The sequence below is a fragment of the Streptomyces sp. NRRL B-1347 genome, from assembly GCF_000720325.1.
In the GTDB taxonomy this organism is placed as follows: domain Bacteria; phylum Actinomycetota; class Actinomycetes; order Streptomycetales; family Streptomycetaceae; genus Streptomyces.
Map to the genome: position 1 here is coordinate 258747 of NZ_JOJM01000001.1, position 26574 is coordinate 285320.

The 26574-nt window shown below is 71.2% G+C and carries 21 protein-coding genes, 1 tRNA gene and 1 pseudogene; 13 read left to right on the top strand and 10 right to left on the bottom strand.

The annotated features are described in order from the left end of the window. The first annotated feature begins 38 nt into the window (after window positions 1-38). The 9 genes and pseudogenes from IG74_RS0101150 to IG74_RS0101185 all read left to right on the top strand — a co-directional run bounded on the left by IG74_RS0101150 (window position 39) and on the right by IG74_RS0101185 (window position 9439). Window positions 39-1214: an inositol-3-phosphate synthase gene (locus IG74_RS0101150; RefSeq protein WP_030667976.1), complete on the top strand. Its 1176-nt coding sequence runs from the start codon at window positions 39-41 to the stop codon at window positions 1212-1214. Next, window positions 1207-1686 (top strand): annotated as a pseudogene (locus tag IG74_RS54595) (UbiA family prenyltransferase); the annotation flags it as partial. The gene IG74_RS0101150 and the pseudogene IG74_RS54595, both read left to right, overlap by 8 nt. A gap of 539 nt (window positions 1687-2225) precedes the next feature. Further along, window positions 2226-2726: a hypothetical protein gene (locus IG74_RS54600; RefSeq protein WP_051854423.1), complete on the top strand. Its 501-nt coding sequence runs from the start codon at window positions 2226-2228 to the stop codon at window positions 2724-2726. Further along, window positions 2723-3787: a sugar phosphate isomerase/epimerase family protein gene (locus IG74_RS0101160; protein WP_234334170.1), complete on the top strand. Its 1065-nt coding sequence runs from the start codon at window positions 2723-2725 to the stop codon at window positions 3785-3787. The genes IG74_RS54600 and IG74_RS0101160 overlap by 4 nt, the downstream gene beginning before the upstream one ends. Next, on the top strand, window positions 3784-4665 hold the full coding sequence (locus tag IG74_RS48885) for an EboA domain-containing protein (protein WP_030667985.1): 882 nt from the start codon (window positions 3784-3786) through the stop codon (window positions 4663-4665). Before IG74_RS0101160 ends, IG74_RS48885 begins: the two co-directional genes overlap by 4 nt. Next, the gene (locus IG74_RS0101170) at window positions 4665-5513 is read left to right on the top strand and encodes a TatD family hydrolase (protein ID WP_030667987.1); all 849 of its coding nucleotides are present in this window, start codon (window positions 4665-4667) and stop codon (window positions 5511-5513) included. The genes IG74_RS48885 and IG74_RS0101170 overlap by 1 nt, the downstream gene beginning before the upstream one ends. A gap of 3 nt (window positions 5514-5516) precedes the next feature. After that, a complete protein-coding gene (gene eboE / locus IG74_RS0101175; RefSeq protein WP_030667989.1) occupies window positions 5517-6722 on the top strand; it encodes a metabolite traffic protein EboE in 1206 nt (401 codons plus the stop codon). Beyond that, window positions 6719-8119: a nucleotide pyrophosphatase/phosphodiesterase family protein gene (locus tag IG74_RS0101180; RefSeq protein ID WP_030667991.1), complete on the top strand. Its 1401-nt coding sequence runs from the start codon at window positions 6719-6721 to the stop codon at window positions 8117-8119. Before eboE ends, IG74_RS0101180 begins: the two co-directional genes overlap by 4 nt. 213 nt (window positions 8120-8332) lie before the next feature. Beyond that, on the top strand, window positions 8333-9439 hold the full coding sequence (locus IG74_RS0101185) for a sugar phosphate isomerase/epimerase family protein (RefSeq protein WP_030667993.1): 1107 nt from the start codon (window positions 8333-8335) through the stop codon (window positions 9437-9439). Window positions 9440-9532: 93 nt separating this feature from the next. On the opposite strand, the gene IG74_RS0101190 is transcribed toward IG74_RS0101185, so the two are convergent. The 5 genes from IG74_RS0101190 to IG74_RS0101210 all read right to left on the bottom strand — a co-directional run bounded on the left by IG74_RS0101190 (window position 9533) and on the right by IG74_RS0101210 (window position 17723). After that, window positions 9533-11080, bottom strand: coding sequence for an OFA family MFS transporter (locus tag IG74_RS0101190; RefSeq protein ID WP_234334171.1), 1548 nt, complete (start codon window positions 11078-11080; stop codon window positions 9533-9535). Window position 11081: 1 nt separating this feature from the next. Further along, window positions 11082-12470 (bottom strand): OFA family MFS transporter, encoded by a 1389-nt coding sequence (locus IG74_RS0101195; protein ID WP_030667996.1) that lies wholly within the window; start codon window positions 12468-12470, stop codon window positions 11082-11084. A gap of 120 nt (window positions 12471-12590) precedes the next feature. Further along, window positions 12591-14738, bottom strand: a complete 2148-nt coding sequence (locus tag IG74_RS0101200) for an acetate--CoA ligase family protein (protein WP_030667999.1) — start codon at window positions 14736-14738, stop codon at window positions 12591-12593. Further along, window positions 14739-16007, bottom strand: coding sequence for a formyl-CoA transferase (frc, locus tag IG74_RS0101205; protein ID WP_051854424.1), 1269 nt, complete (start codon window positions 16005-16007; stop codon window positions 14739-14741). Between the two features lie 12 nt (window positions 16008-16019). Next, a complete protein-coding gene (locus IG74_RS0101210; RefSeq protein WP_030668005.1) occupies window positions 16020-17723 on the bottom strand; it encodes a thiamine pyrophosphate-binding protein in 1704 nt (567 codons plus the stop codon). Window positions 17724-17890: 167 nt separating this feature from the next. On the opposite strand from IG74_RS0101210, the gene sucC reads away from it, so the two are divergent. Further along, a complete protein-coding gene (gene sucC, locus IG74_RS0101215) occupies window positions 17891-19030 on the top strand; it encodes an ADP-forming succinate--CoA ligase subunit beta (RefSeq protein WP_030668008.1) in 1140 nt (379 codons plus the stop codon). Between the two features lie 10 nt (window positions 19031-19040). Continuing rightward, entirely contained in the window at window positions 19041-19982 is a 942-nt protein-coding gene (gene sucD, locus IG74_RS0101220; protein WP_078868487.1) for a succinate--CoA ligase subunit alpha, read from the top strand. Between the two features lie 197 nt (window positions 19983-20179). On the opposite strand, the gene IG74_RS0101225 is transcribed toward sucD, so the two are convergent. Next, a complete protein-coding gene (locus tag IG74_RS0101225) occupies window positions 20180-21487 on the bottom strand; it encodes a DUF2254 family protein (protein WP_030668013.1) in 1308 nt (435 codons plus the stop codon). Between the two features lie 176 nt (window positions 21488-21663). Between IG74_RS0101225 and IG74_RS0101230 the strand changes: the two genes are divergently transcribed. Beyond that, a tRNA-Leu gene (locus tag IG74_RS0101230) sits at window positions 21664-21751 on the top strand. A 507-nt stretch (window positions 21752-22258) separates the two neighbouring features. Here IG74_RS0101230 and IG74_RS0101235 read toward each other — a convergent pair. The 3 genes from IG74_RS0101235 to IG74_RS0101250 all read right to left on the bottom strand — a co-directional run bounded on the left by IG74_RS0101235 (window position 22259) and on the right by IG74_RS0101250 (window position 23648). Next, window positions 22259-22816: a class I SAM-dependent methyltransferase gene (locus IG74_RS0101235; protein ID WP_234334172.1), complete on the bottom strand. Its 558-nt coding sequence runs from the start codon at window positions 22814-22816 to the stop codon at window positions 22259-22261. 154 nt (window positions 22817-22970) lie between these two features. Beyond that, window positions 22971-23210, bottom strand: a complete 240-nt coding sequence (locus IG74_RS0101240) for a hypothetical protein (protein ID WP_030668021.1) — start codon at window positions 23208-23210, stop codon at window positions 22971-22973. A gap of 231 nt (window positions 23211-23441) precedes the next feature. Continuing rightward, entirely contained in the window at window positions 23442-23648 is a 207-nt protein-coding gene (locus tag IG74_RS0101250) for a hypothetical protein (RefSeq protein WP_030668023.1), read from the bottom strand. Window positions 23649-23761: 113 nt separating this feature from the next. Between IG74_RS0101250 and IG74_RS0101255 the strand changes: the two genes are divergently transcribed. Continuing rightward, complete coding sequence (locus tag IG74_RS0101255; RefSeq protein ID WP_199818756.1) at window positions 23762-24517, top strand: XRE family transcriptional regulator; 756 nt, start codon at window positions 23762-23764, stop codon at window positions 24515-24517. A 192-nt stretch (window positions 24518-24709) separates the two neighbouring features. Here the strand turns inward: IG74_RS0101255 and IG74_RS0101260 are convergent, their stop codons facing one another. Beyond that, window positions 24710-26344: a glycoside hydrolase family 3 protein gene (locus tag IG74_RS0101260; protein WP_030668027.1), complete on the bottom strand. Its 1635-nt coding sequence runs from the start codon at window positions 26342-26344 to the stop codon at window positions 24710-24712. Window positions 26345-26574: the final 230 nt, after the last annotated feature.

Here is a 26574-nt window from a genome sequence, read left to right on the forward strand (position 1 = left end):
GATGCGCACCGATCGCGTGCCAAGACAGGGAGGCAGCCGTGTCCAGTAGCGCTACCGAGGACCCCACGGGGGTGTGGCTGATCGGCGCCCGGGGGTCCGTCGCCACGACGGCCGTCGCGGGCTGCGCGGCGATGACGGCCGGCCTGCACCCGCCGACCGGCATGGTCACGGAGACCCCGGCCTTCGCCGGTGCCGGGCTGCCCGCCCTCACCTCCCTGGTCTTCGGCGGCCACGACACCGTCGAGTGCCCCCTGCCCAAACGCGCCGAACAGCTGGCCGCCCAGGGAGTGCTGCCGCACGGCCTGCCCGCGGCCGTCCACGCCGAACTCGTGGCCGCCGACGCCGAGATCCGCACCGGTGGCCCCCTGCCCGGCGACGCCCGCACCGACGAGGAACTCATCTCCGCCTTCACCTCCGAGATCTCCGACTTCGTCCGCCGCCGCGGCCTCGCCCGCGCCGTCGTCGTGAACGTGGCCTCCACGGAACCGGCCCCGCCCGCCGCGCCGCCCGAACCCTCCGCCCCACCGCCCTCCTCGGCACCGCCCTGGGCCCGCCGCCTACCGGCCAGCTCCCTCTACGCCACGGCGGCCCTGCGCGCGGGCTGCCCCTATGTGAACTTCACCCCCTCCACCGGCCTGCACCACCCCGCCCCCGCCGCCCTCGCCGCGACCAGCGGCCTCCCTTACGCGGGCCGCGACGGCAAGACGGGCCAGACCCTGCTGCGCTCCGTGCTCGGCCCGATGTTCGCCCAGCGCGCCCTGGACGTCCGCGCCTGGTCCGGCACGAACCTCCTCGGCGGCGGCGACGGCGCCGCCCTCGCCGACCCCGCCGCGGCCGCCGCCAAGAACGCGGGCAAGGAGCGCGTCCTCGCCGACACCCTCGGCGCCGTCCCGCAGGGCGAGGTCCACATCGACGACGTCCCCGCCCTCGGCGACTGGAAGACCGCCTGGGACCACATCGCCTTCGACGGCTTCCTCGGCACCCGCATGGTCCTCCAGACCACCTGGCAGGGCTGCGACTCCGCCCTCGCCGCCCCCTTGGTCCTCGACCTGGCCCGCCTCCTCTCCCGCGCCCACGCCCGGGGCCTGACCGGCCCCTTGCCCGAACTCGCCTTCTACTTCAAGGACCCCGACCCGGGCGCGTCCGCCGCCCTCGCCGACCAGTACGCCGCGCTCACCGCCTTCGCGGCCCGGTTGCAGGGACGGGGTGAGTAGCGCATGCGCCCCCTCCGCGCCCGCGCCCGCGCCTGGGCCGAACTCCTGCGGCTCCCAGCCCTGTTCACCGTCCCCGGCGACGCCCTCGCCGGAGCCGCCGCCACCGGTCTGCGCCCGGGCCGTGGCACTGCCCTCGCTCTCACCTCCTCCCTCTGCCTCTACGAGGCGGGCATGGCCCTCAACGACTGGGCCGATCGCGCCGAGGACGCCGTGGACCGCCCGCACCGCCCCATCCCGTCCGGCCGCGTCCACCCCGCCGCCGCCCTCACCGCCGCCACCGCCCTCACCGCCGCGGGCCTGGCCCTGGCCGCCCGAGCGGGCCGTCCGGCCCTCACCGTGGCCACCGCCCTGGCCGGCACCGTCTGGGCCTACGACCTGACCCTCAAACACACCAAGGCAGGCCCCGCCACCATGGCCACGGCCCGAGCCCTCGACCTCCTCCTCGGCGCGACGGCGACAGCCACGAACGCCTCGGCAGCCGGGGCGCGGCGGGGCGGCGGCCCTGACTCTGACCCTGGCCCTGGTGACGCGGCTGGCCACCCCGTGCGGGGGCGGGGCTCCGGCGGGGCGGGCAGCGGATTTTTGCGGCGAGCCGAACTCGACGGGGCGAGTCGCGGTGCCTCTGGGCCGGGCGGCCTCGGCGGGTCGGCCAGTGGAGCGGCTCGGCCGGGAGGCCGCGCTGGCCGGGCGGTCAACGGCGCGGCTCGGACCGGCAGCCCTGGGCGGGCGACCAGGGGAGCCGCCCAGGCCGGTGGCTTCGGCCGGGTGGCCGACGGAGCTGCCCGAGCGGGGGGCTTCGGCCAGGCAGCCGACGGAGCTGCCTGGGCGGGTGGCCCCGGTCCGGCGGCCAATCCGGGCGCTCGGGCGGGTGGCTTTGGCCGAGGTCCCAGCAGTGCTGGATCCACCGGCGGCTTCGCTCGGGCTGCCGACGGCGCCCTCCGAGGGGGTGGTCTCGGTCGGCCTCCTGGAGGGGCCCGCGCGGGGCGGGCCGTCCGGGAAGGGGCGCGCCGGGTGAGCTCCGCCGTGCCCGCCGCCCTGGCGCTCGGCGCGCACACCCTCGCTGTCACCTCCGTCTCTCGCCACGAAACCCAGGGCGGCTCCTCCACCGCCCCGTTGGGCGCCCTCGCCACGACCCTCGCCCTGGCCCACGCGGTGGCCCGGCCCCGGAGGACGGCATCCGGGCCACCTTCGCTCCCGCCGGGCCGACGGCCAGCAGTCAGGCTCGGTCTGCCGGGCACCACCCGCACACCCTGGTCGGCCGAGGGCACCGGCGCCCTCGCCCGGGCTGCCCTCGCCCTGGCCTACATCACCACGGCCGGCCGACCCTTCCTCCACGCGGCCCTGAACCCCTCACCTCCCTTGACCCAGCGCGCCGTCGGCGGCGGCATCCGTGCCCTGATCCCGCTCCAGGCCGCGCTCGCCGCGAGGTCAGGGTCCCTCGGCAGCGCCCTGGTCGCGGCGAGCCTGGCCCCGGCGGCCCGCCGCTTCGCCCGCCGGGTGAGCGTCACATGACCGCCGCCGAACGGCCTCTCGCCCAGGGCGCCACTCTCCCCGGCGGCGCCTCCGCCGCAGGCCCGGCTGCCCGGGTGGCCCCGGCCGCGGGCCTCCCCGCTCAAGGCGGCCCCGCCCGCCTCCGCTTCGGCTATGGCACCAACGGCCTCACCGACCTCCGTCTCGACGACGCCCTCGGCCTCCTCGCCGACCTCGGCTACTCCGGCGTCGGCCTCACTCTCGACCACATGCACCTCGACCCCCTCGCCCCTGACCTGGCCGCCCGCACCCGCAGGGTGGCCCGGCGACTCGACCGGCTGGGCCTCACGGTCACGGTGGAGACCGGCGCCCGCTATGTGCTCGACCCGCGCCGCAAGCACGGGCCCTCCCTGCTCGACCCCGACCCGCAGCGCCGTGCCGAACGGGTCCGCCTCCTCATCCGCGCCGTGCAGGTCGCCACGGACCTCGGCGCCCACGCCGTCCACTGCTTCAGCGGCACCACACCGGACGGCACCTCCGTGGAGACCGCCTGGTCGCGCCTCGCCGATGCGTTCGTGCCCGTCCTCGACGCCGCGTCCGGGGCCCGCCTGCCGCTGGCCGTCGAGCCCGAACCCGGCCATCTCCTCGCCACACTCGCCGACTTCCACCACCTCCGTCATCTCCTCGGCGACCCCGAACTCCTGGGCCTGACCCTCGACATCGGCCACTGCCAGTGCCTCGAACCGCAGTCACCCGCCGACTGCGTCCGCGCCGCCGCCCCTTGGCTGCGGCACGTCCAGATCGAGGACATGCGCCGGGGCGTCCACGAACACCTCCCGTTCGGCGACGGCGAGATCGACTTCCCGCCCGTGCTGCGCGCCCTGGCTGAGACCGGCTACCAGGGCCTGACCGTCGTCGAGTTGCCCCGCCACTCCCACGCGGGCCCTCAACTCGCCACCCAGTCACTGGATTTCCTCCACCGGGCCGCCGCCCTCGCGCTGCCCGGCACCTCCGGCGCTCTCACCTCCCCTCGTGCTCCCTCCGGTCCCGCCACCGCCCCGCCGCTGCTCCGCGAGGCCTCACCCCGAGGAGGAACCCCATGACCGAACCGCCCGCCGTCGCCGACCTCCGCTCCCGCCTCGACACCGCCCTCGGCGGCGCCGCCCGTGCCTGGCTCGACCAGGCCGTCGCCGAAGCCGTCGCCGCGGCCGGGAGCGAAGCCGTCGCCGCGGCCACCAGCGAAGGTGCCGCCGCAGCTACCAGCGAAGGTGCCGCTGAAGCTGCGGGCGAGGCCGTCGCCGAAGCTGTGGCTGACGGCGTCGCGAACCCCACCGCCGACGCTCGGGCTGCCGCACCACCCTCTTGGGAGCTGCGGTTCGCCGAGGCCGGGCGCCGCTGCGGGCCCGAGCACGCCGACGCCGCCCGCCTGCTGCTGCTCCACGCCGCCCGCGCCGACACCGCGACGCTCACCCGGCTCTACGACCAGGGCACTGCCGCCGAACGCCGCGCCGTCCTGCGCTGTCTGCCTCTCCTGGTGCCAGGCCCCGAGGCACTGCCGCTGGTCGACGACGCGCTGCGCACCAACGACACCCGCCTCCTGGCCGCCGCCCTCGGCCCCTACGCCGCCGCCCACCTCCCCGCGCACGCGTGGCGGCACGCCGTCCTCAAGTGCCTGTTCACCGAGGTGCCCGTGGACGCTGTCGCCGACCTGGAGCGCCGCGCCCACGCCGACGACGAACTGGCCCGGATGCTCGCCGACTACGCGGACGAGCGCGCCGCCGCCGGCCGGCCCGTCCCCGGCGATCTGCACCGCGTCCTGGCCCTGGCCGCCCCACCGGACCTCCCGGCGCCCCGCCTCCCGGAACGGTCGGACCTCTCGGTGCCGCCGGACCGCCAGGAACGGCCGGACCGCCCGGATCCGGCGGCCGCCGTGGCCGTCACGGCCCCTTCGACCCCCATCGGTGAGGAGCAGGAGTCCTGATGCGCATCTTCGACCCCCACATCCACATGACCTCCCGCACCACCGACGACTATCAGGCCATGCACGCCGCGGGGGTGCGCGCCGTCGTCGAACCCGCCTTCTGGCTGGGCCAGCCCCGCACCTCTCCCGCCTCCTTCGTCGACTACTTCGACTCCCTCCTCGGCTGGGAGCCCTTCCGCGCCGCCCAGTACGGCATAGCCCACCACTGCACGATCGCCCTCAACCCCAAGGAAGCGAACGACGCGCGCTGCACTCCCGTCCTCGACCTGCTGCCCCGGTACCTCGTGAAGGACAACGTCGTCGCCGTCGGCGAGATCGGCTACGACTCCATGACACCCGCCGAGGACACCGCGCTCGCGGCCCAGCTGCAGCTCGCCGCCGACCACGAGCTGCCCGCGCTCGTGCACACTCCGCACCGCGACAAGCTGGCCGGACTGCGCCGCACCCTGGACGTGGTCGCCGAATCCGCGCTGCCCATGGACCGGGTCCTGATCGATCACCTCAACGAGACCACTGTCAAGGAAGCCAAGGACGCGGGCTGCTGGCTCGGCTTCTCCATCTACCCCGACACCAAGATGGACGAGGAGCGGATGGTCGCGATCCTGCGCCAGTACGGCCCGGAGCACGTCCTCGTCAACTCGGCCGCCGACTGGGGCAAGAGCGACCCCCTCAAGACCCGCAAGGTCGGTGACGCGCTGCTCGACGCCGGGTTCACCGAGGACGAGGTCGACCGCGTGCTGTGGCGCAACCCCGTCGCCTTCTACGGGCTCAGCGGCCGCCTCGCCCTGGACGTCGTGGACACCGACGCCACCCACGAAGGCAACTCCATCCTCCGCGGCGGGGCGTGAGCCATGCGCTTCCGCCACCCCGACGGCTCCACCGTCCATCTCGCCTACTGCACGAACGTCCACCCCGCGGAGACCCTCGACGGCGTCCTCGCCCAGCTCCGCGACCACTGCGAACCCGTCCGCAAGCGGCTCGGCCGGGACCGCATCGGCATCGGCCTGTGGCTCGCCAAGGACGCCGCCCACGCCCTCGTCACGGACCCGGCCGCACTGCGCGGGCTGCGCACCGAACTCGACCGGCGCGGCCTCGAAGTCGTCACCCTCAACGGCTTCCCCTATGAAGGCTTCGGCTCCGACGAGGTCAAGTACCGCGTCTACAAACCGGACTGGGCCGACCCCGAACGCCTGGAGCACACCACCGCCCTGGCCCGCGTCCTCGCCCAGCTGCTGCCCGACGATGTCACCGAGGGCACCATCTCCACCCTGCCACTGGCCTGGCGCACCGCATTCGGCCCGGCCCGCGCCCAGGCCGCCCGCACCGCCCTCGGCACACTTGCCCAGCGCCTCGACGCCCTCGCCGAACTCACCGGCCGGTCCGTCCGCATCGGCCTCGAACCCGAGCCCGGCTGCATCGTGGAGACCACCTGCGACGCCATCGAACCCCTCACCGCGGTCGGCCACGATCGCATCGGCGTCTGCGTCGACACCTGTCACCTCGCCACCTCCTTCGAAGACCCGCACACCGCCTTCGACAACCTCGCCGCCGCGGGCATCCCCGTCGTCAAGTCCCAGCTCTCCGCCGCCCTGCACGCCGAACACCCCCACCTCCCCGAAGTACGCGCGGCCCTCGCCGCCTTCGACGAACCCCGCTTCCTGCACCAGACCCGCACCGTGCCGCGCGACCCCGCCCGCACGGCGACGACGGGAGCCCCGGGCACCGTCCTGCGCGGCACCGACGACCTCGGCGAGGCCCTCACGCCTGACGCCCTGCCCGACACGGCGCCCTGGCGCTCCCACTTCCACGTTCCCCTGCACGCGGCTCCCGCGCCGCCGCTCACCTCCACGCTGTCCGTCCTCAAGGACACGCTCGCCCTGCTCGTCGGCGGACCGCACCCGCGCACCCGCCACCTCGAGGTCGAGACCTACACCTGGCAGGCCCTGCCGCCCGAGCTGCGCCCACGCGCCCGCCCTCAGCTCGTCGACGGCATCGCCGCCGAACTCACCCTCGCCCGCGACCTCCTGACGGATCTCGGCCTGAAGGAACTGCCATGACACCTCCCGTTCCAGGACGGCCGACCCCACTCCTCGTCCTCGACGTCGTCGGCCTCACTCCCCATCTGCTCGCCCATATGCCGCGCCTCACGGCCCTCGGCGAGTCCGGCTCCCAGGCGCCCCTCGGCACCGTCCTGCCCGCGGTCACCTGCGCCGCCCAGTCGACCTTCCTCACCGGCACCACGCCCGCCGAGCACGGCATCGTTGGCAACGGCTGGTACTTCCGCGAACTCGGCGACGTTCTGCTGTGGCGCCAGCACAACGGCCTCGTCGCGGGCGACAAGCTCTGGGACGCCGCCCGCCGCGCCCACCCCGGCTACACCGTCGCCAACATCTGCTGGTGGTACGCCATGGGCGCTGACACCGACATCACCGTCACCCCCCGCCCCGTGTACTACGCCGACGGCCGCAAGGAACCCGACTGCTACACCCGGCCCCCGGCCCTGCACGACGAACTCACCGAGAAGTTCGGCACGTTCCCCCTCTTCCACTTCTGGGGTCCCGGCGCGGACATCGTGTCCAGCCGGTGGATCGTGGACGCCACCCGCCACATCATCGACACCCGTCGGCCCGACCTCGCCCTGTGCTACCTCCCCCATCTCGACTACGACCTGCAGCGGTTCGGCCCCGACGACCCGCGCTCCCACCGGGCCGCCGCCGACCTGGACGCGGTGATCGCCCCGCTCCTCGCCGACGCGAAGGCCGAGGGCCGCACCGTCGTCGCCCTGTCCGAGTACGGCATCACGCGAGTGAGCCGCCCCGTCGACATCAACCGCGCGCTGCGCCGCGCCGGACTCCTGGAAGTGCACACCCAGGACGGCATGGAGTACCTCGACCCGATGACCTCCCGCGCCTTCGCCGTCGCGGACCACCAGATCGCCCACGTCTATGTGCGGCGCCCGGAGGACCTGGAGGCCACCCGCGCGGCACTCGACGGCCTGCCCGGCATCGACCAACTCCTCGACGACGAGGGCAAGAAGGCCCACCACCTGGACCACCCCCGCTCGGGGGAGCTGGTGGCTGTCGCCGAACCCGACGCCTGGTTCACGTACTACTACTGGCTCGACGACGCCCGCGCGCCCGACTTCGCGCAGCTCGTCGAGATCCACCGGAAACCCGGCTACGACCCGGTCGAACTGTTCATGGACCCCGAAGACCCCTATGTCCGGCTGAAGGCCGCGGGTGCGCTCGCACGCAAGAAGCTCGGCATGCGCTACCGCATGGCGGTGGTGCCCCTCGACCCCTCACCTATTCGCGGCAGCCATGGCCGCCTCCCGACGAGCGAGGACCCCGATTCCGGACCGCTCATTCTGTGCTCCACCCCCCGCGCTGTCACCGGCCGCGTCGCGGCCACCCATGTGAAGTCTCTGCTGCTCCGGCTCGCCGGTCTGCCTTGAGTCCCGCGAGCTTGAGTCCCGCGGGCGTTCACGTGGACGTGGCGCCGTCCGCGCCCCGCTCGGCGGTGGCGTCGTCCACGCCGCCCCGTCCGCGTGGTTTCCACTGAACCAGAGAGCGCGGGCGCTGCCATCAGGGTTCGCCCCTGACCTCACCCCGAGGCGTTCTTCGAACCCATCCCTGACAACACCCTGACCTCGCCCTGGGAGGCCCGCATGAGCCGCAAGCCCGCGCCCGTCGATCCCGAACTCACCCACCGACTGAGCAGGCGAGGCATGCTCGGCGTCGCCGCGGGCGCCACCGCGGCCGCGCTCGCCGGCACCGCTGCCGCCGCGGGACCGGCCTCGGCCACCACCGCCTCGAAGACGGCCTCGGCCTCCGCTGCGGCTTCCGCCGAGGCGGCCGACAAGGTGTCCGGCAAAGGGCGCGGCCGCCCCGTCCTGCCGCCCGGCCGCCTCGGCGTCCAGCTCTACAGCCTCCGCGACAAGGTCGCGTCCCTCGGCTTCGCCGCTGTCTTCGCCGAGCTGGCGCGGTACGGATACGACGAGATCGAGTTCGCCGGATACGCCCAGGGCTCCGCGGGCGCCATCACCCTGGCCCAGCTGAAGAGACTGGTCCGTGACCACGGGCTCACCGCCATCGGCAGCCACGTCGGCTACTCCTACGACAGCGACCCGAACGCGTACACGTTCGCGCAGAACCTCACCAAGGTCCTCGACGACGCCGAGGCCCTCGGACTGAAGCACATCGGCACCGCGTCGGGCCCCTTCCGCCACGGCACGACCGTCGACGCCCTGAAGCGCGCCGCCGAGGACTTCAACACGTACGGCGAAGCCGCCCGTGCGCGGGGCATGAAGTTCTACCAGCACAACCACGCCGAGGAGTTCTCCTTCGCCACCGACAAGCCGAGCGTGCGCCTCTACGACGTGCTGCTGGCCGAGACCGACCCCGACCTGGTGTTCTTGGAGATGGACATCTACTGGGCGTACAGCGCGCAGTTCCGCTTCGGCAAGCAGGTGGACGGCACCCCGAGGCCCTTCGATCCGCTCGACTACGTCCTGCGGCGGCCGCACCGCTACCCGCTGTTCCACGTCAAGGACGGCATCCGCGACGACTCCACCCGCGACGGGTACCGCATGGTGGACGTCGGCGACGGCGACATCGACTACAAGAGGTTCCTGTCCAAGGTGACCTCCCGCACCCATTCGGGGCGCCGCTACCACCACTGGCAGGTGGAGCACGACACCCCGGCCGACTCCTTCGCCTTCGCCCGCAAGTCCAGCGCCCATCTGCACTCGCTGCGAGAGCGCTGCGGGGACTGACCGGGCCGCAAGCCGATCGATGCCGGGTGCCCCGGCCGCCGCGGGGGCGGCCGGGGCACCTCGCCCTGGCCGGACTCTCCCTGGCCGGAAGGATCAGCCCGCAGGCGCCAGTTCGCCACGCGCGCGTGGGACGCCCGGCTGACGCAGCAGCAAGGAGAGGCCCGCCGCGAGCAGCGACACCGCTCCTGCCGTCGTATAGGCGCCGACATAGCCCCAGGAGTGCACGACCGTCGCGCCGATGCCCCCGCCGAACAGGCCGCTGACCAGCTTCGCGCTGTAGACCATGCCGTAGTTGGAGGCGTTGTTGTTCTCCCCGAAGTAGTCCGGGACCAGCGCGGCGAACAACGGGTAGAAGGCGCCGCCCGCGAAGCCCGACAAGAAGGCGAAGACGAGGAAGAGCGGCTCGTTGTGGATCTCACCCGCCCACAGGACGCCGAACTGTGCCACCGAGAGGGCCACACACACGTACGTCAGCGTGGGACGCCGTCCCAGCCGGTCCGAGAGCCAGCCGACGACACCGCGCCCCGTACCGTTGATCACCGACATGACGCCCATGGAGGACGCGGCGATCATCGGTCCGAACCCCATCTCCTTGGCGAACGGCACCTGGAACGAGATCCCGAAGATGGACACCCCCGCGCAGCAGAGCATGCACACCCACATCAGCGGTACGACGCCGGTGCGCCACGCCTCTCCCGGAGTGAACTGCGCGACGGCCGGAGGGTTCTTGGCGAGCGCGACGGCCGTGCGCGTGCCCGTCGCCTGCCGCAGCGGATCGACGCTCTCGGGCCACCAGTTCTTCGGCGGGTCCTTGAAGAACAGGCCTGCCACCAGAGTCACGGCGAGCACATAGAAGCCGACGAGATCGAGCACGGTGCGGTAGTTGGAGGTGTCGAAGCCGTAGGAGAACAGGAAGATGAAGGGCACTGCCCCATAGGCGAACCCTCCGTTGACGAAGCCCGTCTTGCCGCCGCGTCGCTCCGGATACCACTTGCCGACCATGTTGACGCACGTCGAGTAGATGAGTCCGGAGCCGACGCCGCCGAGCAGTCCGAAACCGACCATCGCCGCCGCGACATTGGGTGCGTGGCTGAGGCTCACGAAGCCGAGCAGCGACAGGACGGAGCCCGTGAGCATCGCGGCCCTGCTGGTCAGGATGCCCTTCTCGCGCAGTTTCCCGGCCGGGAAGGAGACACCCGCCTGGAAGAAGATCCACACGCTCAGGACCCAGAAGGTGTTGGACGACGTCCAGTGGTGCGCGTCCGAGAGGGTGTCCTCGGCCGCACCGTAGGCGTACTCGAAGACGCTGATGGCGATCATGGCGACCCAGGGGAGGACGACCATCGTCCAGCGAGGGCGCCCCAGGATCTGCCGGTCGCTCTCGCCGACCCGGTAGACGCGTCCACGTGCGTCCGTGAGCTCTCGGTACGGCCGTTCCGGGGCGTCCCGCCCGCGCGCGTCGGGAACGTGGCCCTGCGGCCCGTGTGGGCCGCGTCCGTGGACGTCGGGCCCGTGCGAGTCGGGTCCGTGGGCGCCGGACTCGTGCGGGGCGGGTTCCGGGGTGTCCGGTCCCTGGGTGTCCGGTCCGTGCGGGGTCGCACGGCCGGACGCGGGGTGTTCGGCGAAGGGCTCCGCCGTCATATCAAGCCATCTCCTCACCTAAGGGGTGCGGGTTGGGTACGACGCGCCGGGCGGAGGGCCTGCCCGGTGACTTCAGGAACAGTGCGAGCACGGCCGAGCAGATGCCGATGCAGCCGGCGATGACGAACGCGCCCTTGTAGTCCCACGCGTCCACGACAACGACCCCCATGCCGGAGCCGACGAGTCCGGAGATCAGCTTCGAGCTGTAGACCATGCCGTAGTTGGTGGCGTTGTTGTTCTCGCCGAAGTAGTCGGCCGTCATCGCGGCGAACAGCGGGAAGATCGCACCGCCGCCGAACCCGGAGACCATGGAGCAGAACAGGAAGAAGGGCATGCTGCCCATGGACCCCGACACCAGGACACCGAACTGCGCGGTGCCGAGGACGAGACAGACGACGATGAGGGTGTTGCGCCGCCCGTAGCGGTCCGAGATCCAGCCGATCACGCCCCGGCCCGTGCCGTTGACGATCGCCTTCAGGGACATCGCGGTGGCCACGACACCGCCCGTGAAGCCCATGTCCTTGCCGAACGGCACCTGGAAGGCGATCCCGAAGATGTTGATCCCCGCCGTGCACAGCAGACAGAACCACATCATCCACAGCACCGGCGTGCGCGCGGCCTCCCTGGGTGCGTACTGCTTCACGGCGGGCGGGTTCTTCTCCAGGGCCCGCCGGACGCGCGGGTCGGCGGACACCTTCAAGGGGTCGACGTGGGGCGGCCACCAGCCCTTGGGCGGGTCCTTGAAGAACCATCCGGCGAACGCCACGACCGATGCGCAGACGACGCCCACAAAGATCAGGACGCCGCGGTAGTTACTCAGGTCCATGTACGACGTGAAGAGGAAGACAAACGGCACGGAGCCGTAGGCGAAGCCGCCGTTCACCAGGCCGGTCTTGCCTCCTTTGCGTTCCGGATACCACTTGCCGACCATGTTCACGCAGGTCGCGTAGACCAGGCCGGCGCCGATGCCGCTGAACATGCCGAAGCCGACGTACGCGACCGTCACGTGCGGCGCGAACGCGAGCGAGAGATAGCCGCAGACCGTGCCGAAGGCGCCGAGGAGCATCGCGTACCGGGCGGGGAGGCGGCCGCTCTCGCGCAGCTGACCGGCCGGGAAGGCGACGGCCGCCTGGAAGAACACCCAGACGCCCATCAGCCAGAAGATGTGCCCGCTGCTCCACAGGTGCGCGTCGTGCAGCGTGTCCTCGGCGGAGGTGAACGCGTACTCCGAAGAGCTGATGCCCAGCATGCCCATCCAGGGGAAGAGCACCATGGTCCAGCGTGGCCGCCCCATGATGTCGAGGTCGGTCTCACCGATGCGGTACAGGCGGCCGTTGCGGTCCGTCACCTCGCTGAAGGGGACGGATGTCGAAAGGTCGGTGGTAGTCATGGTCGAGTCGCACCCCTTGCGTCGAAAGAGCTGGCCAGCGCCCCCTGTCCGGTCCTTCGCGCGCGTACGGGTCCTGGGGCGGCCGACGCGCGCCGCCGTCCGCCCCGAGCGCCGGTCACCTCATCGCCCGCCCCCCAACAGCCCCGCGGCGCGCGCCCACCGGTACTTCGCCCCGAGGACCTCGACGGGCCTCTCCGTGGTGTACGGGTAGGCCACGACGCCGCGTTCGTAGAGGTACTGGCAGGCCTCCTCCACCTCGACATCGCCCGCGAGGGAGGCGACGACGGGCTTGTCGATGCCGCGCGCGTGGAACTCGGCGATGACGCGGGCCGTCAGTTCGGCGAAGACCATGGGAGGGGTGACGATGGTGTGCCAGTAGCCGAGGACGAGCGCGTGGACGCGCGGATCCTCCATGCCGAGCCGGATCGTCGCCTCGTACGTCGACGGGGGCTCGCCGCCGGTGATGTCCACCGGATTGCCCGCGGCGCCGAACGGCGGGATGAAGGCGCGGAACGCCGCGTCCAGATCGGGCGGGATCTCCATGAGCCGCAGGCCGTTGTCGGTCACGGCGTCGGAGAGCAGCACTCCGGAGCCGCCCGCGCCGGTAATGATGACGACGTTGTCACCCCGGGGCGTGGGGAGGACGGGCAGCGCCCGTGCGTACTCCAGCATCTCGTTGAGGCCCGGGGCGCGGATCACCCCCGCCTGCCTGAGGACGTCGTCGTAGACGGCGTCGTCGCCCGCCAGCGCGCCCGTGTGGGACCCGGCGGCCCGTGCGCCGGCCGCGGTGCGGCCCGCCTTGAGGACGACGACGGGCTTCTTCGGCACGGTGGCGCGCGCGGCCTCCACGAACGCCCTGCCGTCCTTGAGGTCCTCCAGGTGCATGGCGATGCACTGGGTGTGGGGATCCTCGCCGAACCACGTGAGCAGATCGTCCTCGTCGAGGTCCGACTTGTTGCCGAGCCCCACGATCGCCGAGACGCCGGTCTTCGTGGTGCGCGCGAAGCCGAGGATGGCCATCCCGATGCCACCCGACTGCGAGGTGAGTGCCACCCCGCCCTTCACGTCGTACGGTGTGCAGAACGTCGCGCACAGGTCCTGCCACGTCGAGTAGTAGCCGTAGATGTTCGGCCCGAGCAGTCGCACTCCGTGCCGCCGCCCGATGGCCACGATCTCGTCCTGGAGGGCCTGCTCCCCGGTCTCGGCGAACCCGGAGGGGATGAGGACCGCGTTCGGGATCCCCTTGCGGCCGACGTCCTCCAGGGCCTTCGCGACGAACGCGGCGGGGATCGCGAAGACCGCCACATCCACCTCACCAGGGACGTCCGTGACGCTCTTGTACGCCTTGCGGCCCAGGATGTCATCGGCCTTGGGGTTCACGGGGTGGATCTCGCCCGGGAAGCCACCGTCGATGAGGTTGCGCATCACCGAATTGCCGATCTTCCCCGGCTCGTTGGAGGCGCCGATGACGGCGACGGAGCGGGGCTGCATCAGCCGCCGCATCGAGGCGAGCATCTCCGCGCGCGTGTAGGTGGGCCGTTCCTCGGGGGCACGGTCTCCGAGGATGACGCGGACGTCCGCGGCGAGCGCACCCCGGGGAGTCGCGATCACAGGGTTGAGGTCGACCTCGGCGATCTCCGGGAAGTCCGTGACCAGTCGGGAGACGCGGCGGATCTGCTCCGCCAGCGCCCCGCGGTCCACGGGTTGCGCGCCGCGCAGGACCTCGGCCGCGCCGATCGAGTCGAGCATCGAGGCAGCCTCGTCGGCGTCGACGGGCGCGAGGCGGAACGTGACGTCCTTGAGGACCTCCACGAGCACACCACCGAGCCCGAAGGCGACGACCTTGCCGAACGTCGAGTCGGTGACCGCCCCGACGATCACCTCCCGCGCATCCGGGCCCGACGGCAGCAACTCCTGTATCTGTACGCCGTCGACCCGCGCGGTCGGCGCGTACGCGCGCGCGTTGTCGATGATCCGGTGGAACGCCGCGCGGACGTCGTCGGCGCCCTCCACGCCCACGACCACACCGCCCGCGTCGGTCTTGTGGAGGATGTCCGGTGACACGATCTTCATGACGACGGGTCCGTCGAAGCGTGCCGCGTGCGCCACGGCCTCGTCGACGTCCCGGGCGAGCTCCTCACCGGGGACGGCGATGCCGTAGGCGTCGGCGAGGACCTTGCCCTCCGGCGCTGTCAGCGAGGTGCGCCCCTCGGCGCGGACGGAGTCCAGCAGCGCGCGCACCCGCTCCAGGCGGTCTTCGGCCGGCAATCAGATCACTCCGTTCGACTTGAGCAGGCGCAGTTCCTCGTTCCCCAGGCCGAGTTCGCCGACGAACACCTCTTCGTTGTGCTCGCCCAGCAGTGGCGAGGTGACGACGTCCACGGGGGAGTCGGAGAGCTTCAGCGGGGAGCCGACGGTGGTGAACGTGCCGCGCTCGGGGTGGGCGACCTCGACGACCATCTCGTTGGCGACGAGCGAGGAGTCCTCGATGATCTCCTTGGTCGACAGGATCGGGCCGCACGGAATGTTGTGGGCGTTCAGGCGCTCCAGGACCTCCCACTTGGGGAGCGCGGAGGACCACTCCTCGATCAGCTGGAACATCTTGGTCAGCTGCGGGAGGCGGGCTTCCGGCGTGGCCCACTCGGGGGCGTCCGCGAGTTCGGGGCGGCCGATCAGCTCGGTGATGGGTTTCCAGCCGACGGGCTGCACGATGACGTACACGTAGTCGTTGGGGCCGCCCGGCGCGCACTTGACCGCCCAGCCGGGCTGGCCGCCGCCGGAGGCGTTGCCGGACCGGGGAACTTCGTCGCCGAAGTCCTCGTTGGGATATTCAGTGAGCGGGCCATGGGCCAGGCGCTGCTGATCGCGCAGCTTCACCCGGCAGAGGTTGAGCACGGCATGCTGCATGGCCACATTGACCCGCTGACCGCGACCCGTGCTCTCGCGCTGGAACAGCGCCGCGAGGATCCCCGCCACGACGTGGATGCCCGTGCCCGAGTCCCCGATCTGGGCCCCCGTCGCCAGCGGCGGCCCGTCCTCGAAGCCGGTGGTCGCCATCGACCCGCCCATGGCCTGCGCGACGACCTCGTACGCCTTGAAGTCGGTGTACGGGCCGTCCCCGAACCCCTTGATGGAGGCATAGACGATCCGTGGATTGATCTCCTGGATGCGCTCCCAGGTGAAGCCCATGCGGTCGACCGCGCCCGGGCCGAAGTTCTCGACCATGACGTCGGAGCGCCGGATCAGTTCGGTGAGGAGCTCCTTGCCGCGCTCGGTCTTGGTGTTGAGGGTGATGCTGCGCTTGTTGCAGTTGAGCATCGTGAAGTACAGCGAGTCCACGTCCGGGAGGTCGCGCAGCTGCTTGCGCGTGATGTCACCGGTCGGCGCCTCCAGCTTGACCACGTCCGCGCCGAGCCAGGCGAGGAGCTGGGTGGCGGAGGGGCCGGACTGGACGTGCGTCATGTCCAGGACGCGGATTCCGTCGAGGGCCTTGGCCGCCGCCCGGGCCGGACGAGCGGTGTGAGTCGTGTGAGCCATGGCAGGGGCACCTCACTTGTACATGGTCTGGTTCATGGTTCCGGGGGCGTAGGCGTCCGGGTCGACCCACACGTTGATCAGTGAGGGCTTGCCGGACTCCCGTGCGCGGCGCAGCGCGGGGCCGATGTCGGCGGGGTCGCGGACCTCTTCGCCGTAGCCGCCGAGCATCCGCGCGAACTGGTCGTAGGGGACGTCTCCGAGGGTGTTGCCGACCCGTTCGCGCTCGGCGCCGTACTTGGCCCGCTGGCCGTAACGGATCTGGTTCATGGAGGAGTTGTTGCCGACGATGCCGACGAAGGGGAGGTGGTAGCGCACCAGCGTCTCGAAGTCCCAGCCGGTGAGGCTGAAGGCGCCGTCACCGAAGAGGGCCACGACCTCCTTGTCGGGCCGGGCCTGCTTGGCGGCGAGCACGAAGGGTATGCCGACGCCGAGCGTGCCGAGTGGTCCCGGGTCCATCCAGTGCCCGGGGGCCTTGGGCTGGACCACCTGGCCGGAGAAGGTGACGATGTCGCCGCCGTCGCCGATGTACAGCGAGTCCTCGGTGAGGAAGTCGTTGATCTCGCTGACCAGCCGGTAGGGGTGGATGGGCGAGGCGTCGGAGCGCAGCTGCGGCAGCCGCTTCTCGATGGCCGTCTGCTCGGCCGCCCGCAGCTCGTCCAGCCACTCCTTGCGCCGCGACGCCCCGCCGTTGAGGCGCCCGGAGGCCGCTTCGGTGACGGACTTCAGGACGAGTCCCGCGTCGCCCACGATGCCCAGGTCGACGTCGCGGTTCTTGCCGACGATGCGGTAGTCGAGGTCGATCTGGACGACCGTCGCGTCGGGGGAGAGGCGTTTGCCGTAGCCCATGCGGAAGTCGAAGGGGGTGCCGACGATCACGATGAGGTCGGCGTTGGCGAAGGCGTACCGCCGCGAGAGCTGGAAGTGGTGCGGGTCGCCCGGCGGCAGTGTGCCGCGGCCCGCGCCGTTCATGTAGGCGGGCACGTTGAGGGCCCGGACGAGTTCGACGGCCGCCTCGGTGCCGCGGGTGGTCCACACCTGGCTGCCCAGGAGGATCGCGGGCTTCTCGGCGTGCACCAGGAGGTCGGCGAGCTTCTCGACCGCCTCGGGGTCCCCTGCCGACCGGGTGGAGGCGCGGTAGTGCCCCGCGCGCGGGATGCGTGCCTTCTCGACAGGCACCTTGGCGTCGAGCACATCGCGAGGTATCTCCAGGAAGGACGGGCCGGGGGCGCCGTGGAAGCACTCGCGGAAGGCCATGGACACCATGTCGGCCGTGCGTGCCGTGTCCGGCACGGTCGCGGCAAACTTGGTGATGGGCGTCATCATGTCGACGTGTGGAAGGTCCTGGAGTGAGCCCATCTTGTGCTGGGTGTGGGCTCCTTGGCCGCCGATCAGCAGCATCGGTGACTCGGCGCGGAAGGCGTTCGCGACGCCGGTGACGGCGTCGGTCGTGCCGGGCCCGGCGGTCACCACGGCGCAGCCCGGTTTGCCGGTCACGCGCGCGTAGCCGTCGGCGGCGTGGGCGGCGACCTGTTCGTGGCGTACGTCGACGACGTCGATGCCTTCGTCGACGCACCCGTCGTAGATGTCGATGATGTGGCCGCCGCACAGGGTGTAGATGACTTCGACACCCTCCGCCTTGAGTGCTTTGGCGACCAGATGCCCACCGGAGATGAGGGCGGGGTTGTTGTCGCTCGTGTCGCTGCTGTCGTCGGGCATGACGAAGTCCTGTCCCTTCGTAGGGGAGTTGGAGCGCGCTCGCACGGGACGCGGGCCGCCCTCGCGGTACATTGCATACAGTCGACGAATACTGTATGAACCTGGTTATCCCGCATCCGACGCAGGGTGTCCAGGGGGCATGCGGCACTTTCAGACAGGAGCCGGACATGGACCTGTACGAGCACCAGGCAAGGGAACTCTTCGAAGAGCACGGCATCTTGGTGCCGCGCGCCGAGGTCGCCACATCGGCCAAGGAAGCCCGCGCGTGCGCCGCGCGCCTCGGCGGCCGCGTCATCGTGAAAGCGCAGGTGAAGACGGGCGGCCGAGGCAAGGCGGGCGGCGTGAAGCGGGCCGCGGACCCGCCTGCCGCCGAGCTGACGGCACGCCAGGTCCTCGGCATGGACATCAAGGGCCACACCGTGCGCGCGGTAATGGTGGCCCAACCCGTCGAGGTGGAGCGCGAGTTCTACGTCTCGTACGTGCTGGACCGGGCCACGGGCCGGTTCCTCGCGATCGCCTCCGCCAAGGGCGGCGTGGACATCGAGGACGTCGCCGTGACCTGCCCCGAAGCGGTGGCGCGGGTACCCGTCGACCCCACGGAGGGCGTGACTCGGCGCAAGGCCGCTGAGATCGCCGCCGCGGCCGTCCTCCCCGCAGCAGCAGCCGACGTCCTGACCGCCCTGTGGAACGTCATGACCTGCGAGGACGCGCTGCTCGTCGAGGCCAATCCGCTCGTCCGCACACCCCAGGGGCAGCTGATCGCACTTGACGCGAAAGTGACCCTTGATGACAACGCACGCTTCCGCCAGGCCCGCTGGGGTGCTCAGGACGCGACGTACGACGACGAACGCGAGGCGGCAGCTGCGGCCAAGGGGCTCACCTATGTGAAGCTCGACGGCGAGGTCGGCGTCATCGGCAACGGCGCGGGCCTCGTCATGGCGACGCTCGACGCCGTCGCCGGGCGCGGCGCCCGGCCCGCCAACTTCCTCGACATCGGCGGCGGGGCCTCCGCGCAGGTCATGGCCGACGGCCTGGGCGTCGTCCTCGGCGATCCGTCCGTCATCTGCGTCCTGGTGAACGTCTTCGGCGGCATCACCGCGTGTGACGCCGTGGCCGACGGCATCGTGCGGGCGCTGGAGAGCGTCCGCCTGACCAAACCGCTCGTCGTCCGGCTCGACGGCAACAACGCCGCGCGTGGGCGAGCCGTCCTCGACGCGTGCGCCCATCCGCTCGTCGAACAGGCCACGACCATGGACGGCGCCGCGCGCCGCGCCGCCGAACTCACCCGCACAGCACCCGCCGTCTGAGGAGCCGGACATGGCGATCTACCTGACCAAGGAGAGCAAGGTCCTCGTCCAGGGCATGACCGGCGCCGAGGGCATGAGGCACACCCGCCGCATGCTCGCCGCCGGTACGGACGTCGTCGGCGGCGTCACCCCGCGCAAGGGAGGCCGCACCGTCGACTTCGACGACCGCTCCGTACCCGTCTTCGGCTCGGTGCGCGACGCGCGCGAGGCGACCGGCGCGGACGTCAGCGTCCTCTTCGTCCCACCCGCCTTCAGCAAGGCCGCCGTCATCGAGGCGGCCGACGCGGGCATCCCGCTCGCCGTCGTCATCACCGAAGGCATCCCCGTGCACGACGCCGTCGCCTTCCACGCGCACGCGCGGCGACGCGGCACCCGGGTCATCGGACCCAACTGCCCCGGCCTGATCACACCCGGGCAGTCCAACGCGGGCATCATCCCCGCCGACATCACCAAGCCCGGACGCGTCGGCCTGGTCTCCAAGTCCGGCACCCTCACCTACCAACTCATGTACGAGCTGCGCGACGTCGGCTTCTCCACCTGCGTCGGCATCGGCGGCGACCCCGTCGTCGGCACCACCCACATCGACTGCCTGGCCGCCTTCGAAGCCGACCCGGAGACCGAACTCATCGTCCTCATCGGCGAGATCGGCGGTGACGCGGAGGAGCGCGCCGCGACCTACATCGCCGAGCACGTGAGCAACCCCGTCGTCGCCTACGTCGCCGGGTTCACCGCGCCCGAAGGCAGGACCATGGGCCACGCCGGAGCCATCGTCTCCGGCTCGTCCGGAACGGCGCGGGCCAAGAAGGAGGCCCTGGAGGCGGCCGGCGTTCCGGTGGGCGAGACGCCGAGCGCGGCCGCGCACCTCGTGCTCGACCGCCTCGCCTCGCAAGCCGCCCGCCCGGCAGCGGGCTTCGGGCGCGGCGCACCAGGCGCGGGGGAGGTGGCCCCATGACCTACATCCCGGCCACCCCCGCGCTCAAGACCGGGCACGGCGCACCCCGCTCGCGCGGGGACCGCGAGGAGCCCGCCTCTACGCCGCCTCGGCCCGGGGGCGCCCCCGGCCTGGCGTGCCTCGATCCCAGGCGCCCACGGCCGTGGAAGCCCTCCAGCAGCCCGGGGCGCCCCCGGCCAGGCGCGCCTCCACCCCGCTCAGCCGATGCCCTGGCGGTCCGGCAGCAGGGCGAACTCGCGGTCCGCGGTCTCCGGCACCACCCGTTCCACGGCCTGCTCGAGGAGGGCCCGGTGCCGCAGGAGCGGCGTGCGGCGCTCCTCGGGGACGAGGAGCAGCAGATCGTCGATGCCGGCCAGCATGCGCCGGGTGACCTGCGGGTTGCCGGGAGCGCAGCCGCGGATCTCGGTCAGGCCGAGGTCCACCAGGTCCGTCCAGTCGGGCACGGGCTGGATGAGCCGCACCTCGCCGCGCCGGTCGCGGTGGCGCAGCGCGCCCAGCAGATAGGGGGCGAGCACCGCGAGGAACTGCACGATGCGGTCCAGGGCCTGCACGGCGGTCGTCGGGTCGTTCACGGCCGGGGACAGGGCGCGCAGCGCGATGTCGGACAGCTGCCGCAGGCCGAAGCCCAGATCCTGGTGGAAGGTGCGCTCCACCCCCACGTACACGGTGTACCGCAGGGCACGGCGACCCGGCGGCGGCCCGCCGTGCACCGTGAACACGGGCGTGCCCGGCACCACGAAGTCCCCGGTGCGCGGCAGCAGCCGCAGGACGACGCCCTGACGGCGCGCGGCCCGCACCGCGCGCGCGATGTGCACGTCCCGCAGCACCCCGGCGGGGCCCTCGTGGGTGATCCGCGCCGTCTCCGGGCCGAGCCGCTCGTCGTCGACCTGCCCCTCCGCCGGATGTTTCGCGGCCACCCGGAACGCCTCCCGGGCGATCCGGTCGATCACGAAGCCGATCCGCATCATACGCAGGGTGCCGTTCACGTAGGCCACGAAGAGCAGGAGGCTCACCAGCACCATGAGGAGGGCGAGCAGTCCCTCGACGAGCGGCACGTTCGTCACGAGCCGCGGGTCCCGTTCGCTGTCGAACGACGTCAGCGTCATCAGGGAGAACAGGAACGTCGCGAGGAAGACCGTGAGCGTGGCCTTGGTGATCCGGGAGCGGACGTAGAGCCGCACGACCCGCGGGCTGAACTGGCCGCTCGCCATCTGCACGGCGACCAGCGAGATGCTGAAGACCACACCGATGAAGGTCATCATCGCCGAGCCGATGGTGCTGATCACCACCTTCGTGTCCTCGGCGAGCTGGTTCATGTCCTTGATCGCGTCGTACTCCTCGTGGTCCTGGAGGATCCGCACCCACTCCGCGTCCACCTCGGCGGCGATCCACCACAGCACCAGGGAGCCCACGAGGCCCGCCGTCGGCGCGAACCACATCGTGTCCCGCAGATGCTCCCGCAACGGAGACAGCAACCGCGGCCGCCGGACCCGTACGTCACCCAGCGCACCTGTAAGCAAACCATCACTCATGGTGAAACTCTAGGCGCGGCGGCGCGCCCCGGGGTGTGGCGCGCGGCGGCGCGGCGTACCCGGCGGATACGCAGGTGAAAGGCACTCCGAAACCTTGGTATTGTTGTCCTCGTCGCCGCGGGAAACACCGCAAAGGCGGCAGACACCTAGTCCGGGTGGCGGAATGGCAGACGCGCTAGCTTGAGGTGCTAGTGCCCTTTATCGGGCGTGGGGGTTCAAGTCCCCCCTCGGACACCAGCTGGGACCCCACTTCACGTGGGGTCTTCTGCTTTTCTGGGCAGTGGCGTGACCAACCACGTGACCATTGGCGGAGACCTCCACCGGGTTCTCGTGATGGTCGAGGCCGTTTGTGATCTTCGACGCCCGCCAGTCGTGCAGCTGGAGGCCGTCCGGCAGCTTCATCCGCGCACGGGCCCTCCTGCGCCAGTGGGCCGAGACCTTCAACGGATCCTGCGCCCCTTCCGGACCTTGAAGCCGTCACGGGCGAACACCAGGCCGTGATCCCCCCCACGGAGGCCCCAGCCGCTCCTTCTCCGCTTGCTGGCGCTCCCACGCAGCCTCGCGGAGAAGGTACGCGCCCGACTGGAACTGTTCGGCGGCTCCGCCCGCTCTTCCCGCGTCCTGCCCCAGCACGGCTCCTCAAGCCGCAGCCGGTGAAGACGCCGGAACCACTCAGCACCGCCAACCCGTTCCTGGCACTGCTCCAACCAGTCAACGAAACGCCCCGACCCGTATGGGTCGGGGCTAGTCCTGTCTCTCCTGCGCCACCGCTCGAACCAGCATCGTCCCTACCTTCCGCCCTGCCGGGGGTTCGATCACATCCGTCTGAACGTCCTTGAAACCGTGGTGGCGCAGCAAGTCGGCCCATTCCTTAGGGGAATGATCGTGTCGCATCGCGACCGTGCCCGATGCGAGCTGCTGAGCCCCGGGCGGTAGTTGGGAGAAAGCCAGGAGGCCGCCCGCATTGAGGCGTGCCCGGATCAGGGGTAGTAGTACGGCTGGGGTCACGAACCACACGGCACCAAAGATCGAATACACGACGTCGTAGCGGTCACTGGAATGGGTCAGGTAGTCGGCCGCCTCCGCTGTCCGGAACTCAAGGCCGGGAAGGTGTCCCCATCGCTCCCGCGCCGTGTGCTCACGGCTCGGAGCCACGTCTACGCCGACGCAGTGAGCCCCAAGCGTGGCCAGGTGAGCGAGATTGCCACCGGCGCCGGACCCGAGTTCCAGAACCCTTAGACCTGCCACATCGCCCAGGACGGATTCGTTCGGCCCGTGGTCCGGGTACTGCGTCCAGTTCAACCACGACGTCGCTCCCCGGGCGTTCACGGTCCTACGGGGGACTCTGCCGTCAGCGAACCGGTCCCATAGGTCGGCAAGCGTCATTCCGTGATCCTTCCAAGCCGGAAGGGCCCACCCTCAGCGTCCGAGGGTGGGCCCGATTCCCGTGCTGGCTCTACGTGAACTGGTGGAACGGAATCGTGTCGAGCATGAACGAGTGGACGCCCTTGTCGACTTTCTTGGACGGACCCGGAAGGGTGTCAGGGTTCTCTCCAGTCGTCACGAAGTACGCGATCGTCTGGCCGAAGAGCCTCTCCGCCTCGTCCCGGCTGGTCTCCGGGTCTCGCATGATCAGTTTCACTTCCCGCTCCCAGACATCCGCTGATACGAACGTCTTCGGGTCGCGCAGCTTCACGGCCGCTCATCGTGCCTCTCCTTCTGTCGTTGGAGTGGTGCACTGAACTTGCTGACTCGCTCACCGCTGGAGGAGCCCTGCCCAGCGGGCTGTACTTGGCGGTGCGCCCGCCGGGGCCTCGGCCGTGCTCTGCCTAGCGGCGACCGCCGCCCTTTCTGCTCTGGTCGTTGGCCTTCTTGACCTTCTCTGACAGGTCGCGTGGGTCGCCCTTCGGCTTCTTGCTGTCGTCGCTCATGCGGGAACCCTCCGGCTTTCGAGTGCCTTGGCGAGTCGCTCGGCGGTGGCGATGTTGACCATGCCGAGATCGATCAGCGGAACCACTCCGGCCGTGTCGACCCGCAGTGAGCGGAGCTCGATTCCTTCCGCCTCCAGAGCGGCGGACAGTCTGATCTGCACGCGCGATGCCAGCTCGTACGTCGCGTCTTCTCTGCTGTTCATGGGGCGATGTTGAGTGCCACGGACGGACGTATCTCCCCCTGGGTCAGAGACAGTTGAGACGTCCGGCGCTACGGTGCGAGAAGGCCCAAACGTCCACACCGAGGGGGTTGACAGTGAATGTCGCGCTTCGATCGGCTCTGGACGACGCGGGCATGTCCCCACGCAAACTCGCGTATCGGGTCGGGGTATCGATCAAGCAAGTGGAACGATGGCTCGCAGACGCAGAACTGACCCCGCACGCACGCAACCGTGAGGACGCCGCACAGGCGCTTGGAGTGGACGAAGAGATGCTGTGGCCGCAAGTGGTGAAGGACCGGATCAAGACCGGCAACGATCGAGAGATCATCAACAGCTACCCGTATCGGTCTGCGTGCCCGTCGACCGTCTGGACTGAGCTGATCGACTCAGCGGAGACGGACATCTTCCTCGCGGGCTACACGAACTACTTCTTCTTCACGCAGGTCCCCGCCTTCGCTGACACCCTGCGCCGAAAGGTGGACAGTGGCTGCCGGGTGCGCTTCCTGCTCGGTGATCCCGAAGGAGAGGTGACGCGTCAGCGTGAGGTCATCGAGGACGTGACGCTGAGCGTGTCGACACGCATCAAGATCACCCTTGGGGAGCTGGAGAAGCTGGGGCCGCTGGACGGACTGGAGACGCGGTTCAGTGCTGCCGAGGACGCTGTGAATCACGTGTCGCTGTCCGTGTTCCGCTTCGATCGCGAGGCGCTTGTGACCCCTCATCTCGCTCGTCTCGTAGGCCACGACTCGCCCTTGTTGCATCTCCGTCGCCAGGGCGATGGAGGGATGTTCGACCGGTTCGCCGAGCATGCCGAGGAACTGTGGTCGCGGGCCGTACCCGTGGCGCAGTAAGTGCTGCTTGGGGCGCACAGCGATGGCCGTGGTCACGTGACCAACGCCTGATCAACAGCGGTAGAGAACGGGCAGAAACAGCAGGTGAGGGTGATCGATCCCCACGCCTTCCAAAGGGCCTCAACGCATGTGTTCTTGCTGGTCAGCACAGTAATGAGCCGGTGCCCGAGAGGAGAGGCCGCGTGACCTCGATCAGCCGGTGGGCAGTTTTTCGGGGGTCTCTGTGGGGCTTTCGGGGGAGTGGGCGCGGCCTGTGAGGAGTTCTGCGACCGCGATGCCCGAGACTCGGGTGGCGCCGTGGGTGATCATGTGGACGGCGCCCAGGGGGACGCCCGTCGGTACGCCCATCTCGATCACCAGGGCGTCGGGGCGGGTGCGCAGCAGGCGGGCCAGGGCCTCGGTCATCCAGCGGTGACGGGCCGCGTCGCGGACCACGACCACGAGGGCGCGGCCGTGCGCCGGGGTGAGCGCCGCCCGGTCCAGGACCTCGTCGAAGCCGTCGAGCTCGGGTTCCGTCAGGCGCACGGACGTCGTGTCCGGCCGCAGGGCGCGCAGCGGATCGGCCACGCCCCAGGGCGTGCCGCCGTCGACCGCCGGGTTCATGACGGGGGACAGCTCCACGACGTGCGGAGCGATGGTGAGGGGGAGGTCGGCCTCCGCTGTGCCTGCTGTCTCCGCCGTACCCGGCGAGCGCGTCCCCGGCAAGCGCGTACCGGGTGTCGTCCCCTCAGGGCTGCGCGGTCGTACCCGTACCGCCCGTCGTGCCGCGATCAGGCCGATGTCGGAGGGGAGGCCGGTGCCCGTTGCGGCGCGGGCGCGGGACCCTGACCAGGTCGCGAAGTCCCGTACGCGGGTGCTGGCTTCGGTGAGGCGGTCCTCGGGCAGGGTGCCGTCGAGCACGGCCCGTACGAGGGCGTCCGTGAGCAGCTCCACCGTGGACTCCTCGGCGCGCTCGCCGCCGACGCACACCGCGTCGACGCCGCCGGCGACGGCCCGGACGGTGGCGCCCTCGATGCCGTAGCGGTCGGTGACCGCGCCCATCTCGATGCCGTCGGTGACCACCATGCCGTCGAAGCCGAGCTCGCCGCGGAGCAGGTCGTTCAGGATGCGCGGGCTCAGCGTGGCGGGCAGCGCGGGATCGTACGCGGGCACGAGCAGGTGTGCCGTCATGACGGCCCGTACGCCCGACTCCATCGCGGCGATGAACGGCGGCAGCGCGGTGCGCGCGATCTCCTCGGCGCCGCCGGTGACGCGGGGCAGGCCGAAGTGCGGGTCCACGGAGGTGTCGCCGTGGCCCGGGAAGTGCTTGGCGCAGGCGGCGACCCCGGCGGACTGGAGCCCCCGGATCCAGGCGGCGGTGTGCCGGGAAACGATGTCAGTGCGGGCGCCGAAGGAGCGGACGCCGATGACGGGGTTCAGGGGGTTGGAGTTCACGTCGGCGCTCGGCGCGTAGTTCAGGGAGACACCCGCCGCGTGCAGTTCGCGCCCGATGTCGTGGGCGACGCGCTCGGTGAGGTCGATGTCGTCGACGGCGCCGAGCGCGAGGTTGCCGGGCCGCGATGCGCCCGTCCAGGCCTCCAGGCGCGTCACGTCGCCCGCTTCCTCGTCGATGGCGACGATCAGGTCGGGGTTCTCGGCGCGCAGGGCGGCGGTGAGCGCCGCGACCTGCTCCGGGCCGACGATGTTCCGGCCGAAGAGGACCACGCCCCCGAGCCCGGCGGCGATCCGGCGGCGCAGCCAGTCGGGGACCTCGGTGGTGCCGACGAAGCCCGGCTGCAGCACGGAGTTGGCGAGCTGCTCCAGCCTCGGGGGACTGCTCGAAACCATGCCGGGACCTCCGATGGGACAGGGGAGCGGGGGGTGGGAGAGCGGGCCGACACCGTGCTGGGCGACTTGGTACAGGCCAATCGGATGTTGGCTCAGCCCATTTGGCACTGTCAAGGCGTACGAACCAGCAGGAAACGGAAGGTGAAGCAGCACATGGGGTGACGGTCTGACCACGGTCGATCGGCGGCCCGGTCCCCGGCGGCCCGGTCCCCGGCGGCCCGGTCCCCGGC